Source organism: Dielma fastidiosa, from assembly GCF_003475485.1.
Classification (GTDB): Bacteria; Bacillota_I; Bacilli_A; order Erysipelotrichales; family Erysipelotrichaceae; genus Dielma; species Dielma fastidiosa.
In genome coordinates this window covers 616,772-631,902 of the sequence record NZ_QRQL01000001.1, presented here as the reverse complement: position 1 = coordinate 631,902, position 15,131 = coordinate 616,772, and the positions used below count along the sequence as shown (strand labels likewise).

The window sequence follows — 15,131 nt, the reverse complement described above, 5'->3', positions numbered from 1 at the left end:
AGCATAAATACGCGTTTTTCACATTTTAAAGTATTGTTAGAAAAGTGGAATTTTAATCAAAAAGAGGCAAGTTTTTCATTCTGAATTTCTATACTAGAATGAAAAGGTGATAAAAATGAAACGATTCTTAATGGTGATTAGTATACTCTCACTGATGATTTGCGGCTGTCATAAATCAGTGAATCCGGTTAAAGAAGATGTGAATATGAATTATGAAAGCGGTGAGGATAAAAAGATGATGCTGGTTTATCCTACCTTAAATGCTCCCTTGCTTGATGAACAGCTGAAAGCATTAAGTGAAGAACTGAATCAGGAATTTGCGGCTATTGATGGTGACTGTGAATTCAATATGTCGTATCGGTTAAATCACAATGATGATTTTATCTCATTGATGGTTAAGATTCTGCGTGGTGATAAGGAAGAAGTAAAGACTTTTTTAAGTAATGGTGACGGCAGTCAAAGCTATACGTTTGAAGACGCGTTTGATGCGAAGCAGATTAAGAGCTTGGCGCAAAAAATTGATGAGCGTTTGCGGCAAAGCGATGAAACAGCCGGCAGCTCCATTGATTATAAAATGGCTGTCATGCCGAAAGCTGAGAATTTCCAGAATTTCTATCTGGATCAAGATACAATTACATTTTATTTTGATAATTTTGCTGATCAGCAGATTCATGAGGCTGTCTTTACTTATGAAGAATTAAAGGATTTCACCAAGCTTGAAAACAGCAATCCCGTATATTTAACCTATGATGAAATTTTATATGAACCGACAAAGATCATTGATCCTAATAAACCGATGGTTGCCTTAACCTTTGATGACGGGCCCAATAAGTATACGGAGCAGCTTTTAGACGCGTTAAAGGAATATAACTGCAGCGCTACTTTTTTCGTGCTTGGCAGCATGGTTGAAAAGTTCCCGCAGGCTTTGCAGCGAATGGTATTGGAGGGCAATGAAATCGGTAATCATACGATGGATCACCGTCAGCTGACTAAATTATCAGAAAAGGAAATAATCAAGGAGGTTGAGGATACCCAGCAGGCGATTGAATCAATTGTTCATATCTATCCCAAGCTTGTAAGGCCGCCTTATGGTTCTAAAAATGACACTGTTTCACGAATTCTTGATTATGATTTGATTCTTTGGGATTTAGATACCCGTGATTGGGCCAGTAAGGATACGCAGAAAATCATTGAAGTGACATTAAATAATGTGCGGGATAAGGATATTATTTTGATGCATGATATTTATCCGACCAGTGTGCAGGCCGCCATCGAGTTAATTCCTCTGCTTCAGGAGCGCGGGTATCAGCTGGTAACTGTCAGTGAATTGTTGCTGTATCGATAATTTAAAAAAACTTAAGAAATTTTTAATAGGTAATTATTTGAACGTTTTGCTGGACCATGGTAAACTAAGAAATGAGAGGTGAAACTATGGGAAAGCAGCGGTTTGAATTTGACCGTTTGAAAATTTTGGTTCTGGCATTATTAGCTGTCATGGTTTTGCTGGTGTCATTGATCTTCTTAGGACGGAAGGAAGATCGTTATCAAGAGTTCAAATCAGTTTCTTTAGATAATAAAAAAGCAGGTGAGACATTGCAGGATGAGTTCAGTGAAGCCGATGTGATATTGGCCCTTCATTATCCGCAGTTCAGTGATGAGACGCTGAATCAGCTGATTAAGGATCATGTAGCAGCCATCCGCGCTTATCAGGGTGAGGAAAATGATTTGGTTTTTCTTGATTATGAGAGTATGAAAAGCTTTGATCAGTATGTGACTATCCGTTTTATTGAAAAAGTATATGATGAGCAAATAAAGCTGAAGCAGACTAACACAAGCTTTATCACTTATGATATGAAGCAGCAGAAGATTCTGAAAATCGAAGAACTATTCCGTTCGGATTATCTGGTTCAGCTGCAAACGATGTTTAATGAAATTCCCGAGCATTTTCGGATTGAAGAACAGGGAATTCGCTGTTTTGATAAGGATGGCAATGAATTGGGTTTATTTGAATATGCCAATCATGAACGCTTTATCGCGTTAAAGAATCCGCAAGTGCCTTCACTGGCATATAAGGGAGATGAAGAAGTCGAAAAGATGACGATTGATCCCAATAAACCGATGATTGTATTTACTTTTGATGATGGTCCTACACCAGAGATTACCAAAAGAATCATGGATGCTTTTTTAGCAGCCGGCGGCAGAGCTACCTTCTTTGAGTTAGGCAATCGGATGGAAGCTTATGGCGATTTGACACAGATGCTTTATCAGCACGGCTTTGAGATCGGCAACCATTCTTACAGTCATGCCAATTTAAGTGTCGCAGATGAGGCAGCGATTCGACAGGAGATTTATGCGACGCAGGATATCGCTTATGCCTTGACAGGGAAAGAGATTCAGCTGGTAAGACCGACCTATGGCGCTGTTTCGGATTTGATGCGTGAAGTGATTCCGTTTAGGATGATTAATTGGAATATCGATTCATTGGATTGGAAAACAAGAAATAAGGAAGCTATTTTAAATGAAGTGCTTCCCTACATAGAAGACGGTTCAATTATTTTAATGCATGATTTATATGATGCCACTGCTGAGGCGGTTGAAGCGATGCTGCCGATTTTAGCTGAAAAGGGGTATCAGTTTGTAACTTTATCTGATTATTTAGCAAGTACAGAGACGAAATGATGATGTGTTTAAAAAGGAGTGATAGGGAATGAAGATTGCGTTAAGCTCAATGCAGATCAACCCTGGAGATTGTCAGGCGAATTATTTGAAAATGCAGGCTCAGATTAAAGAAGCCATTGCGATGCAGGCAGAACTGATCGTTTTTCCGCAGAATGCGCTGAGCGGGACTTATTTGGGAGAATTGTGGCAGAATGATGATTTTTGTCAGTTTGCGGACAGCTTTAATGAATTATTAATTGAAGCCAGCGATCAGATTGCGATTGTTTGGGGCAATGTGAAGTATCGGCATGGGCATTTGTTTAATTGTGCTTTTTTCGCATGGCAGAAAGAAACGCGAATGAAAGTGAAGCATCCTGAGCATCATTTTATGGACGAGGCGCTTTATTTTGAAGACAGCGCGATTGATTCGGAAATTGAATACAAGGGTGAATTGCTGAAGCTGAACTTCGGCACTGATACCGAAGCGGATGTTTTCAATATTAATCTTGATCATCATCCATACTGCCGTGATTTGATGTGCTGTCTGCATCACAGCGGGGTTTATGTGAACGCTCTGTGTGTGGAAAGCTATGGTAAAAATGTATTTGTTTGTCCGGGCGGCCCGGCTTATTATGAAGACGGTGAATTGATTAGCAGCGCACCGTTTCTGCATGACGGCTTGACGCTGATTGATACACAGCAGCCAAATCATCAAAAACATGAGCTGTGTGAGCTTGATGTGATGCTTTATGGTCTTAAGACTTTTGATGCTCAGGTACTGGGCGGCAAGATGCCGTGGATCATCGGTTTGTCCGGCGGTTTGGACAGCAGTGTTAATGCCGCATTGATTACCATGGCTTTTGGCCCTGACAGGGTTTATGCTTATAATCTTGCGACAGCTCATAATTCATCGGCTACCAAGCAGAACGCGCAGCAGCTTGCGAACGCTTTAGGCATCCGGCTGAATAATGGCGCCATTACGCAATTGGTTGAGGCCAGCCGTGATGTACTTTGCAATGAATATGGTTATGATGATTCAAAATGGCCGTCTCTGGTCATGGAAAATATACAGGCGCGGATACGAGGCCATCTGCTGTCAAGCTTTGCGGCAATCCACGGCGGTGTCGTAATGAATAATGGCAATAAGGTGGAGGTTGCTTTGGGGTATTGTACACTCTATGGTGATGCCATCGGCGTGCTTTCACCAATTGGTGACTGTACAAAATGCGACTTGTTTGCTTTATCAAAGCAAATCAATGAATTGTATGAAAAAGAAGTAATTCCTTGGAATCTGCTGCCCGAAGTCAGCGATAAGATTGAATGGGAAACACCGCCGAGCGCCGAATTGAAAAATGATCAGCTTGATCCGATGAAATGGTTCTATCACGATCAGCTATTAGACGATCTTTTATCCGGCATGGACCCTTGTGAATATCTGCGCGCCTATCAGTCAAAAGAACTGTTTGCAGGTAAATATGGTTTCTGGCTGAAGCTGTATGGTCTTGATGATCCGCAGGAATTTGTAAAGGATTTTTGCTGGTTCACATCAACGCTGCGGCGCAATGCGTTTAAACAGCTGCAGACACCGCCGATTCTATCCTTAAGCAGTAAGCCTTTTGGTACTATACCGGTGATTCAGGGGCATGCCGTATATCCGCAATGCGAAAAATTATTAAAAGAAATAACAGAAGCTTAACACACTCTTTCATAAAGACATGATATGATAGCTATGGAGGTTTTTTATGAATCTAAAACTTACAGAAGAAAACAGGTCGAAGGTAATTGCCAACAGCATTGTTGTTGTGATTGGCATCACCGTATTTTTTGCCTTTTACCGTTTTGATGAATTACGAGCCGGTTTTGACGTCATGATCGGCAAACTCTTCCCATTTATCTTTGGCTTCGCAATCGCTTTTTTGCTTGACAAGCCAATGATGATGTTTGAGGAATTTCTAAAAAAGGTAGGCTTAAAAGGCAAGGGAGTAAGAAACCTGGCGGCGATTCTTGCTTTGATTCTTGGTTTTATCATGGTATCGGCACTGCTTTGGCTGCTGATTCCGCAGGTGCTGACATCACTGTTTGATCTGATTGATAAAGCACCGGGTTATCTTGGTCATTTCTTTGATTTTGTTAATGATGTAATCGTAAGAGAAAACATTGATATTTCATATTTATATGAATTTTTAGGAACCGATTTTGAGAAAGAGCTGATTACTAATTTGACAAGCTTCTTTTCCAGTTCACTGCCGCAGATGGTTACATTAACTGGTAAGGTTACTTCCACCTTCTTTAATATTATTTTAGGAATGATGGCAGGTTTATACATCATGTTTGAGAAAGAAAATTTTATCTTAGGCATCAAACGGACTACATATGCATTTTGTTCTAAGCCGGTTGCGGACTATCTGTCTCGTTTTGCCAAAATCACGGCCGATATTTTTAATAATTTTATTGTCGGGAAGGCAATTGATTCAGTGATTATCGGTGTGATTACTTATGTGCTGATGACGATCTTTAAAATGCCTTATGCCTTGCTGCTGAGTGTAATTGTCGGTACGACCAATATGATTCCGGTATTCGGACCGTTTATCGGCGCTATTCCGGGTGTCTTTATTCTGATGATCATTCATCCTTTACAGGGCTTGTATTTCGCCTTATTGATTTTAGCTATCCAGCAGTTTGACGGCAATATTTTAGGGCCGATCATTCTCGGTGATAAGCTGGGACTGCCGTCGCTCGCTATTTTGTTTGCGGTGGTAATCGGCGGCGGGATGTTTGGCATTCTAGGCATGTTTATCGGTGTGCCAATTTTTGCGGTCATTTATACAGCCGTTCGTGAAGTCGTTGAATATCGGCTGAATAAGAAGAACCTAAAGGTTGAACTGAATACCAAGGTTGAATAAATCATAGATGAATTGAATACATATTAATTAAACCTTCAAACTCTCCATTGAGTGTGTCTGAAGGTTTTTTCTTTAACCTTATACTCAGATTATATGCATATGTTTCTTAGTGACACAAATTTAATGATAATTAAAGAGCAGTGCTACAAAACGTTTTACAAATGACAAAAAAAGCCTTATAATGTATTAAAATAAGGTAAAAAATATCTTGTGAAATTATTTCTTATCAGGATGTTAAATACCCTTTTTTATTACTGCACAGTGAATTTAACGTTTATCGGCTTGTAAGTTCTGCTTAAACGATAGAATTGAGGAATCATAACATGAATAAAAAATCGACAACTAAGAATAATCAAGATGTTTATATCCTTCCTTTAGCTTCGATTCGAAGAGTTTTTATCGTTTTTGGTATCGTGAGTTTTTTAATTGTGTTATTGGGCGGTGTTTTTGTTACGGTTTCCAGAATGAGACAGGTGACTTTATCCGCCTACCAGAACGCGTCTGCGCAGATTTCTCAGCGTGTGAATGAGACCATTAAGCTATTAACTTCGCTGGCCGCTTTGCCGGAGTTTTATGAGCCGGGGGTGCCATGGGAGGAAAAGGTTGCCAAGCTTGATAAAATCAATGAATATTACGGCTATATGTTTATTTGTTATGTGGATCAGGATATTCAGGTTTATACGCTTGGCGAAGAACCGGCAAGTCTGGCAAGCCGTGAACATATGCAGCGCCTCTACACGACAAAGACCAATCTGGTTACTGACAGCTTTGTTGCCGGTGCGGATGGTGTAACGCTGAATTATACGATCGCAGTGCCGTTAATGAAAGCCGATGAGATGGTCGGCAGCTTGTTTGCATCGATTTATTTTGATGAAACGGTATCACTCCTGAAGGATGCCGCCAGTGTGAATGAGGCAGAGGCAGTTTTGATTGGTTCAAAGGGTCAGATTATGTCGTCGACCAATGGTTTGACTTATGGCAGCATTTATACGGATTACCTTCGAGAAGCCAGCTATGTCGAGATTTCCCCAGATAGTTTAGAAACGATGCTGTTAAGCCGTGAAGCTGGCTCATTTAAGAGCGCGGAAGGCTTGAACCCAAAGCTTACTTATTATGGCCCGGTTGAAAATACGAACTGGGATATTTTAGTCAGCGTTGATTTTTTAGGACTGTTTATGTCGGTACTGCCAATCCTGCTGCTGGCGACGGTGCTGATTGTTCTTGCGGAAATTATGCTGTTTATTTTTGTAAGAAAGCATATCTATAATCAGAAAACAATTGTAGAACATTTAGTCACATCGATTCAGAAGCTGGAAAAGAAGCTCTATCATGATGATGTGCCGGAAAGCGTCGATTTTGAAGCATTGCTGAATATGTCCAGCAAAGGACTGCATGATGGCCTGACCGGTGTAATGACGCGCTCGATCTTCTTAGCGCATGCGGAAAAGCTATTAGGCAATGAGCAGAAGCTGCTTGTGCTTTGTTTTGTTGACTTAGATAATTTAAAAATATTAAATGATACCCATGGTCATCAGGCGGGTGATATCGCGCTGCGGCAGATCGGTTCGATTCTGCGAGCCTATGAAACTAAATATGAGGGTGCGGTAGGCCGTTATGGCGGTGATGAGTTTATATTAATTTTAAGAGATATTGAAGATATTGAAGAATTAAAGAGTATTTTAGCTGAATTGGTGAAGAAGCTAAGCTTTAATATTTCATATTCCGATCAAGAAATTAAAATCAGCTGCAGTATCGGCGCCGGTATTTGGAATCAAAGAGATAGTCTTGAAACTTTAATTGCGAATGCGGATAAGGCTTTATATGAAATTAAACGTCATGATAAAGGCACCTATTCGTTGTTTAATAATGGTGAAGAAGTATATGAAGAAAGCTGAACATAAGTGGCTGTATAGCCTGATGCTGATTGTCTGTATGCTGGTTGTAGTCGTGCTGATTCGGAATGCGGCTCAAGGATTGATGATTGAACGGCGAAAGAATGAAGCTAAAGCGGTCATTGATTTATATTATGATAATTTATACGCTAATCTTGAAAATTTAGATATGAGTTCCAATCTTGCATACAGCATTGATTTTGATGATCTTGATGATTTGGCTTTATTTGAGAAAAAAGCCAATCAGCTAATAGCTGAAAATGAACATATTCTCTCAGTTTTATATTTTGAAGGTGACAATGTTAAAATGGCGCTGCCGGAAGATTACGGCTCGTTAGTGGGGAAGAATATTCGTGAATTTTCTTATAGCTACACCTTGGCTAAGGTTGTGAAAACGAAGACCTTTGAAGGCCCGGAAGTATTGCCAGGCAGCGATCAGGAAGGGTTTTTATGTCTATTGCCATTTATAGACGGCAATGAGTATTTAGGCGAGCTTGTGGTAGCCATGGATAAGGATTATGTATTAGATCAGATGCGTTTTGATTTGCTGACTGATAAGGGCTATGATTATGAATTATGGCGGGTTAATGCGTTAGGTGAACAGAAGATGATTATTTCAGTATCAGATGATCAGCTTGATTATTCTGATGCGGTGAAGCATGAATTTAATCTGCCGTCCTCATGGACCTTAAGCATTATTCCAAAAGAAGGCTGGCTTTCAAAGCAGCAAAAGCTGCTGACTGATTTGACTTGTTATGCCGGTGGGATTTTAATTGTTCTTGTGATACTGCTCACCCAGCGTTCCTATCAGCTGCAGCAGGAACTGCGGCGTATTCGTTATACGGAACCTGACAGCGGGTTATATAATCTTGAAGGTTTCTGTTACTTTGTGAATCAGCGGTTAAAGAAAGACAAGCACATGACGCTGCTTTATTTCGGTCTGACTAATTATTATGAAATTGTACAAAATACTGAGCGTACCATCGTCTTAGCTTATTTAGCCAACATGAAGGAGAGTATCTATCAGAATTTTCCGGAAAGCACGCTGGCTGTACGTTTGGATCAAGATAGATTTGCGGTGGCCATTTTTGCTGATTATGATGACAGCTTAAGAGAAAGCATTGAAGAATTTGTTCTTCAGCTGTTCTGGAAGCGTCGAATTGAGGGCCGGAAAATCTTTGCGGAACCTTATTGCTGCGCGGTCACATATCCTCAGTCTGGTGAAGACGCGGCAACCTTACTGGCAAGTGCTGAAAGCAGGCTTAAAACGCTGCATCCGGATAAGATCAAAGACTGAATGGCGGGGGAGCATTATGAATAACCAAAATACAATCCAGTTATATGCGTATAAATTTCACTTTTTAAATAGAGGAATTTGAAAAAATGAAAAAGAAAACGATGCTTGCCGTTCTGGCTGTTTTATTCACCGTTATTATTGCTGCTGGACTCTATGATCATTATTTTGCTTTTAAACCTGATATGCATTTTGTCATTAGTGAAAATACAGAAACCAAGGACTTTCACTTACAGATAATCACGCTGATGCTTGGCACTGATGAAAATCGCCCAATGCCAAAGGATTTTGAAGATAACCTGATTGCTTTCATGGATTGGAACAATGCCATTATCACTGATTTGTATGAGTATATCCAGCCGATTGACATTTATGCTTATGGTGAAATTAAGGATGGAAAGGTTATTTTCAGATATGCGGGTACGGTTACCTCGCAGGATGGAGAGAAATTGGACTATAAAGAAGAAGCTGCCTTTGATTTTGGTATAATTCCTGAATTAATAGGCTTTGAATAATAAAGAATCCTTTGCCCGATTCATTAAGGCAAAGGATTTTTAAATATATTTAGTCGTTTTGATCAAGCAGCGTCAATAATTGATCAACAGCTTCCATTGGGAAACAATCATCACTGACAGCTTTTAAAGACCTTAAAAAATCATGTGTATTCTTGCTTTGCGGCAGCATATAACCGGCTTCTCTGAATAGATCTTCAGCCATAATTCGATTTGATTTCTCTAATGCGGCAGCAAGCTGAGCAAATACCTTATCATCACTATGCTTCGCAAGCTCATGAGCGGCTGCCTCCTGTTCAGCGATCGTTTGTATCAGCTTCATCATTTCCTGTTTCATTGCATCAGCCTTGCGCTGCTGCGGTGCAAAGGTATCCGGCACCATTGAAATTGCGTGTGAAGGACAGGCGCTGACACATAAGCCGCAGGCAATACATTTCTTAAAGTCAATCTGACCATTTTCTGTATCACTGGCACCGGTCGGACAAACATACAGACATAAGCAATCCTTGGTACAGTTTCTTAAATTTCTAAACGCATGCATGATTATTGCCCCCTTTCAATCTTATGCAGTTTAAAGTTGGGTACCTTGCATACCGGGCAGATTTCCGGCGCTTCATCACCAACATAGATATAACCGCAGATTTCACAGACATAGACATTGGCTTTTTCAATAAAATCACTGCCTTCCTTAAGCAAGCGGTCAAGCAGGCTGCTCTGTATCCGCGATACCTTTTCACTCCATACTAAGGCACGCAGAGAACCGCGGTCATTTAATTCTTTAGCGGTCTGCGAAGCAATCGGATAAATATCGGATAAATTTTCATTGACCAGCGTGCGCAGTGTTTCAAACTGCGGATCAACAGTTTTCTTCGCATGTGCCTTAAAATAATCGGCAAGCTTTTGAAACAGTGCCATTTCATCCATTAATACTTGCTTTTCACAGCCTTTTGCCAGATTTGAACATAAAATACTCATTTCAAGCGATGACAGATTCAGCTTGTTTTCCAGCTTTTGTTCCTTTTCTTCTGCTTCTTCTTTTACTTCTTCCTTCACTTCATTAAACATTGATTTCGGTGCGGTACAAATTGGACAAACCCATGTTTCAGGCAGATCCTCCCATTTTGTATCAGCCGCAATACCCTGATCAGGACTGCCGGCTGCTTCATCATAGATATAACCGCAGATGGTACAGACATATTTCTTCATAGAATTCCTCCTCTATAATTTTGGTAGCGCTTTCTATATATTAACTGTACGCTTTATAAATTTAAAATGATAGTCATTTGCTCAGTATTTTTATTTGGTAATAGCATTATTATCAGGCACATGACATAGGATAGGAGTGGAGGTGCAGCCATGAAAGAAATGAATATTGAAAAAAGAATATTAAAGGGTTTAGCTATTGATGGGGTAATTGATGTAGAGGCAAAAACGGAGCTTGATTACCGCCGTGAATCAGGGGGCATGCGTGCGGTCGGGCCGGTTATAATCAGCGGTCACTGTCGAGTTGAAAATGAAGTCCGCTCCTTTAGCGAAACATTAGAGCTGGATGTACTGGCACCGCGTATCAAATTAAGCAATTCAGAACCTTTTACGATTGAGGTACTGAAGGTTAAAGGGGTTGCTGATGACGGCATACTGCTGATGCTTGATTTAGGTATTCATGGGATTGAGGATAATAAGACGGAAACTTTGCCGCCGGCTTTGGATGAGCTTGCTGAAAAGCCGGTCCCTGTGCAGGCTGAACCGACTGTACAGGCAGTTGACGAAACGGCACCGGCAGCGGAGGAAGCGGAGGCTGATTTTGAAAGCATTGAGGATCTTTTTGATGATGCGGATAATGTTTATACGAGCTGCTGTCTGGTGGTCGCGAAGGCTGATGATACGTATGAAACGATTGCCGGCCGTTATCAGGTTGATGTCAATGAACTGCGCAATGTAAATAAAAATAAAGGAATTGAGCCTAAAATGCTGATAATGCTTCCTTAAGACTTGTTTTTTCTTTTGAAATTCGTTATAATGCTCGCAGAAATACTGTGAAGAGAAGGAGTAATTCAGCGGCATGTGCAGAGAGCTTCGGGTTGGTGAAACGAAGTCATTAAACTGAATGAAGGTAGTCTTGGAGTAGATTTTCTGAATTGAGTAGGAAAATCCGTTTCATCTGCGTTAAAGAGTAGAGGCATGAATGTTTGTGCAAATAAAGGTGGTACCACGTGAATAAGCGTCCTTTGCGGATGCTTTTTTTATTTGGAGGTGAGTGTTGATGCGGATGCCTGAAATTGAAACGGAGCGTTTATATTTAAGAGAAATCAGTTTGCAGGATGCAAAGGATATTTATGAATATATGCGTGAAAGGGAAGTTACTGATTTTATGTTTACCGCCTGTGCAACCCTTCAAGAGTGTCAGCATTATCTTAAGGTTGAATTCTTAAGCTATGAGCGGATGGGACTGCCCTCGCCCTATGCGATTGAGTTGAAGGCGTCAGGCAAGGTTATCGGCACATGCAATTTCCATACGATTGAAGAGGATACCGCCCAAGTCGGCTTTGTGCTGAACCCCCTTTATCAGCATCAGGGCTATATGAGCGAGGCCATGGAAATGCTTTTGGAAATGGGCTTTGAAATCCTTGATTTAAGACGGATCACCGCCATGCACATGAATGGCAATACAGCCTGTCAGCATCTGTTAGAGCGTCTTGGTTTTGTGAAGGAAGGCATTTTGCGTGAAGCTGTGACGCGTGAAGATGAAGCTTTGGATATGCATTTATACAGCTTATTAAAAAGAGAATGGAGAGAGAGAAATGAAAGAACTGGCAAGTAAATATGATCATTTGAATGTTGAGAAAGATATTTATAAAACCTGGTGTGATGAGGGTTATTTTAAAGCGGGCGATAAAAGCAAGGATCCTTTCTGCATCGTAATACCGCCGCCGAATGTTACCGGTAAGCTGCATCTTGGACATGCATGGGATACGACTTTACAGGATATCATTGCCCGTTATAAACGGTTAAAGGGGTATGATATGCTGTGGCTGCCGGGAATGGATCACGCGGGTATCGCGACACAGGCAAAGGTTGATGAAAGGCTGAAAAAAGAAGGCATTTCCCGTTATGACATCGGCCGTGAGAAATTTTTAGACCGCGCGTGGGAATGGAAAGAAGAATATGCGAGTCATATCCGCCAGCAATGGGCTAAAATGGGTCTGAGTCTTGATTATTCAAGAGAGCGTTTTACTTTAGATGAAGGATTAAGCCATGCGGTACGGAAAATCTTTGTCGATCTATACAATGACGGGCTGATTTACCGCGGTGAACGTATTATTAACTGGGATCCGAAGGCAAAGACGGCATTGAGTAATATTGAGGTTATTCATAAAGAGATTGAAGGTGCGATGTATACCTTTAAGTATAAGGTTGTGGAAACCGGTCAGATTTTAAATGTATCTACAACCCGGCCGGAAACAATGTTTGGGGATGTTTGTGTCTGCGTACATCCTGATGATCCGCGGTATACGGATGTTATTGGCAAGCATGTGATCAATCCGGCAAATGGTGATGAACTGCCGATAATTGCTGACAGCTATATCGATATTGAATTTGGTACTGGTGCGATGAAGTGTACACCGGCGCATGATCCTAATGATTTCTTGATCGGTGAAAAGTATAAGCTGTCAAAAATTATCTGCATGAATCCAGATGGCACAATGAATGAGTGCTGCGGTGAATTCAAGGATATGGATCGTTTTGAATGCCGTAAAGCGTTAGTTAAGAAAATTGAAGCAGAGGGTAATCTTGTTTCAATTGAAAAGCATATGCATCAGGTAGGGCACAGTGAACGCACCGATGTAATTGTTGAGCCATATCTGAGTAAACAATGGTTTGTGAAAATGAAGCCGCTGGCAGAAGAGGTTTTGAAGCATCAGGAAAATCCAGAGGAGAAAATCAATTTCTACCCGCTGCGTTTTGAAAAGACTTTTAATCAGTGGCTTGAAAATATTGAGGACTGGTGTATTTCCCGTCAGCTTTGGTGGGGACACCGTATCCCGGCCTGGTATCATAAAGACAGCGGTGAGGTTTATGTCGGCTATGAAGATCCAAAGGATATTGAAAACTGGATTCAGGATGAGGATGTATTAGATACTTGGTTCTCCAGTGCTCTGTGGCCTTTCTCAACATTGGGCTGGCCGGAAAATACCGATGATCTGAATCGTTATTTCCCTAATGATGTATTGGTTACCGGCTATGATATCATTTTCTTCTGGGTTGCCAGAATGGCGTTCCAGTCACGCTATGCAATGCATTCAAGACCGTTTAAAGATGTCTTGATTCATGGCTTAGTGCGTGATGCACAGGGCCGTAAAATGTCTAAATCATTAGGCAATGGTATCGATCCAATGGAAGTTATCGATAAATATGGCTGTGATTCGCTGCGCTTTTTCCTAACGACCAATTCCACACCGGGGCAGGATTTGCGCTTTATCACCGAAAAGGTTGAGGCAGCTTGGAATTTTATTAATAAGATTTGGAATGCCAGCCGTTTTGTCTGCATGAATTTGGATGCTGACTTCAGTGTTGATCAGTTAGATTTAAGTCAGGCTTCGATGATTGATAAATGGATATTAAAACGTTTAAATGAAACGATTGAATCAGTCAGCGCCAATATGGATAAATATGAATTTGCTTTGGTCGGCAATGAACTAACAAGCTTTGTTTGGGATGATTTCTGCAGCTGGTATATCGAACTGTGCAAGGCAAATCTAAACAGTGAGGATGCTGCGATCCGCAATGCGGTTAAATCAACATTGGTGACAGTATTAAGCGCTATTGTACGCTTACTGCATCCATTTATGCCATTTGTTACTGAAGAAATCTATCTGAGTATTCCGCATCGTTTTGAATCTATCAATCTTGAAACATGGCCGAGTCTGATTGATGTTGCCATGAGTGATGAAGAGATGAGCTCGGTTAATGAATTGATTACGATGATTCAGGCAGTACGTGAAATTAAAACTGCGTATAATCTGAAACCTTCGGCTGATGTTAATATCATTGTTAAGGCAGCTGACGGCACATTACGGCCTTGTGATGATAAGATTAATGCGATTCTGAATAAGATGTGCCATGCTTTCTGGATCAATGAGGACAGTTCGGAAGAGGTTGTTACCCGTACCATTTTAAATGGAACACTCTCTATTCAGTTATCAGATGTGATTAACGTAGAAGAAGAAATCGCTAAGTGTGAAAAGGAAATTGAGCGGTTGAAGAAGGAAATTGCCCGTGCTGAGGGAATGCTGGCAAATCCTAATTTCACAAATAAGGCACCGGCTGCCAAGGTTGATGCTGAACGTGAAAAATTGGCTGGCTATACACAGCAGTTAGCCTTGAATATTGCCCGTCTGGAAGGGTTAAAGAAATAAGCATGAAGTCCGATCTTAACTGGTCGGGCTTTTTCTTTATTTTGGTGTATAATTAAATAGAGGTGAAGATATGGAAAAACGAGGAATGCGATGGTCTTGTCCATGCTGCCGCGGTAAAATTTATGCCAGTGAATTAAAGCGTGAGATGAGCTGCCCGCACTGTATGAATAAATTATATGTGGTTAAAAATATTAAAAGGGCAACGCTTAATATTTTCTTAATCATACTTGCTGAAGTATTTCTGCTTGAGCCGCTGCTTAGCTGGGTGATGCCTGATGCACCCTACTTGTTGTCTGCCATAATTCGTACCAGTGTAATGTTGGTGCTGATGCTGTTTAGCGGTTATCACTGTGTAAGTCTATTCACAGAAAAACAAAGGGCTGAAAAAGTGCGTGATGCCAGTTGGGATGCTTCTGGTTGGTAATCAGCTTGTCAATCTTTAAGGGTACGCTTAT

Annotated in this window: 13 protein-coding genes and 1 other annotated feature; of the genes, 11 read left to right on the top strand and 2 right to left on the bottom strand. The window is 40.9% G+C overall.

Features of this window, described 5'->3' with window-relative positions; genetic code table 11:
* The first annotated feature begins 115 nt into the window (after positions 1-115).
* The 7 genes from DWZ33_RS03250 (at position 116) to DWZ33_RS03220 (ending at position 9,262) form a co-directional block, all read left to right on the top strand.
* Positions 116-1,345, top strand: a complete 1,230-nt coding sequence (locus tag DWZ33_RS03250) for a polysaccharide deacetylase family protein (RefSeq protein WP_118453770.1) — start codon at positions 116-118, stop codon at positions 1,343-1,345.
* A gap of 86 nt (positions 1,346-1,431) precedes the next feature.
* Positions 1,432-2,679: a polysaccharide deacetylase family protein gene (locus tag DWZ33_RS03245; protein WP_182425490.1), complete on the top strand. Its 1,248-nt coding sequence runs from the start codon at positions 1,432-1,434 to the stop codon at positions 2,677-2,679.
* Positions 2,680-2,707: 28 nt separating this feature from the next.
* A complete protein-coding gene (gene nadE / locus DWZ33_RS03240; RefSeq protein ID WP_118453768.1) occupies positions 2,708-4,354 on the top strand; it encodes an NAD(+) synthase in 1,647 nt (548 codons plus the stop codon).
* A gap of 46 nt (positions 4,355-4,400) precedes the next feature.
* Positions 4,401-5,561, top strand: a complete 1,161-nt coding sequence (locus tag DWZ33_RS03235) for an AI-2E family transporter (RefSeq protein WP_022936857.1) — start codon at positions 4,401-4,403, stop codon at positions 5,559-5,561.
* 323 nt (positions 5,562-5,884) lie between these two features.
* The gene (locus DWZ33_RS03230; RefSeq protein WP_118453767.1) at positions 5,885-7,456 is read left to right on the top strand and encodes a GGDEF domain-containing protein; all 1,572 of its coding nucleotides are present in this window, start codon (positions 5,885-5,887) and stop codon (positions 7,454-7,456) included.
* Positions 7,443-8,750, top strand: a complete 1,308-nt coding sequence (locus DWZ33_RS03225) for a hypothetical protein (protein ID WP_118453766.1) — start codon at positions 7,443-7,445, stop codon at positions 8,748-8,750. Before DWZ33_RS03230 ends, DWZ33_RS03225 begins: the two co-directional genes overlap by 14 nt.
* 86 nt (positions 8,751-8,836) lie before the next feature.
* The gene (locus DWZ33_RS03220; RefSeq protein ID WP_118453765.1) at positions 8,837-9,262 is read left to right on the top strand and encodes a hypothetical protein; all 426 of its coding nucleotides are present in this window, start codon (positions 8,837-8,839) and stop codon (positions 9,260-9,262) included.
* A 49-nt stretch (positions 9,263-9,311) separates the two neighbouring features.
* Here the strand turns inward: DWZ33_RS03220 and DWZ33_RS03215 are convergent, their stop codons facing one another.
* Together DWZ33_RS03215 and DWZ33_RS18400 are read right to left on the bottom strand one after the other, a co-directional pair.
* Positions 9,312-9,800 (bottom strand): DUF362 domain-containing protein, encoded by a 489-nt coding sequence (locus DWZ33_RS03215; protein ID WP_118453764.1) that lies wholly within the window; start codon positions 9,798-9,800, stop codon positions 9,312-9,314.
* A 2-nt stretch (positions 9,801-9,802) separates the two neighbouring features.
* Entirely contained in the window at positions 9,803-10,465 is a 663-nt protein-coding gene (locus DWZ33_RS18400) for a rubredoxin (protein WP_118453763.1), read from the bottom strand.
* 150 nt (positions 10,466-10,615) lie between these two features.
* On the opposite strand from DWZ33_RS18400, the gene DWZ33_RS03205 reads away from it, so the two are divergent.
* The 4 genes from DWZ33_RS03205 to DWZ33_RS03190 all read left to right on the top strand — a co-directional run bounded on the left by DWZ33_RS03205 (position 10,616) and on the right by DWZ33_RS03190 (position 15,100).
* Positions 10,616-11,248, top strand: coding sequence for a LysM peptidoglycan-binding domain-containing protein (locus tag DWZ33_RS03205; RefSeq protein WP_118453762.1), 633 nt, complete (start codon positions 10,616-10,618; stop codon positions 11,246-11,248).
* A gap of 38 nt (positions 11,249-11,286) precedes the next feature.
* Positions 11,287-11,491, top strand: a binding site (T-box leader).
* 31 nt (positions 11,492-11,522) lie between these two features.
* On the top strand, positions 11,523-12,080 hold the full coding sequence (locus DWZ33_RS03200) for a GNAT family N-acetyltransferase (protein WP_022936864.1): 558 nt from the start codon (positions 11,523-11,525) through the stop codon (positions 12,078-12,080).
* Positions 12,061-14,676, top strand: a complete 2,616-nt coding sequence (locus DWZ33_RS03195; protein ID WP_118453761.1) for a valine--tRNA ligase — start codon at positions 12,061-12,063, stop codon at positions 14,674-14,676. The genes DWZ33_RS03200 and DWZ33_RS03195 overlap by 20 nt, the downstream gene beginning before the upstream one ends.
* A 70-nt stretch (positions 14,677-14,746) precedes the next feature.
* The gene (locus DWZ33_RS03190) at positions 14,747-15,100 is read left to right on the top strand and encodes a hypothetical protein (RefSeq protein WP_118453760.1); all 354 of its coding nucleotides are present in this window, start codon (positions 14,747-14,749) and stop codon (positions 15,098-15,100) included.
* Positions 15,101-15,131: the final 31 nt, after the last annotated feature.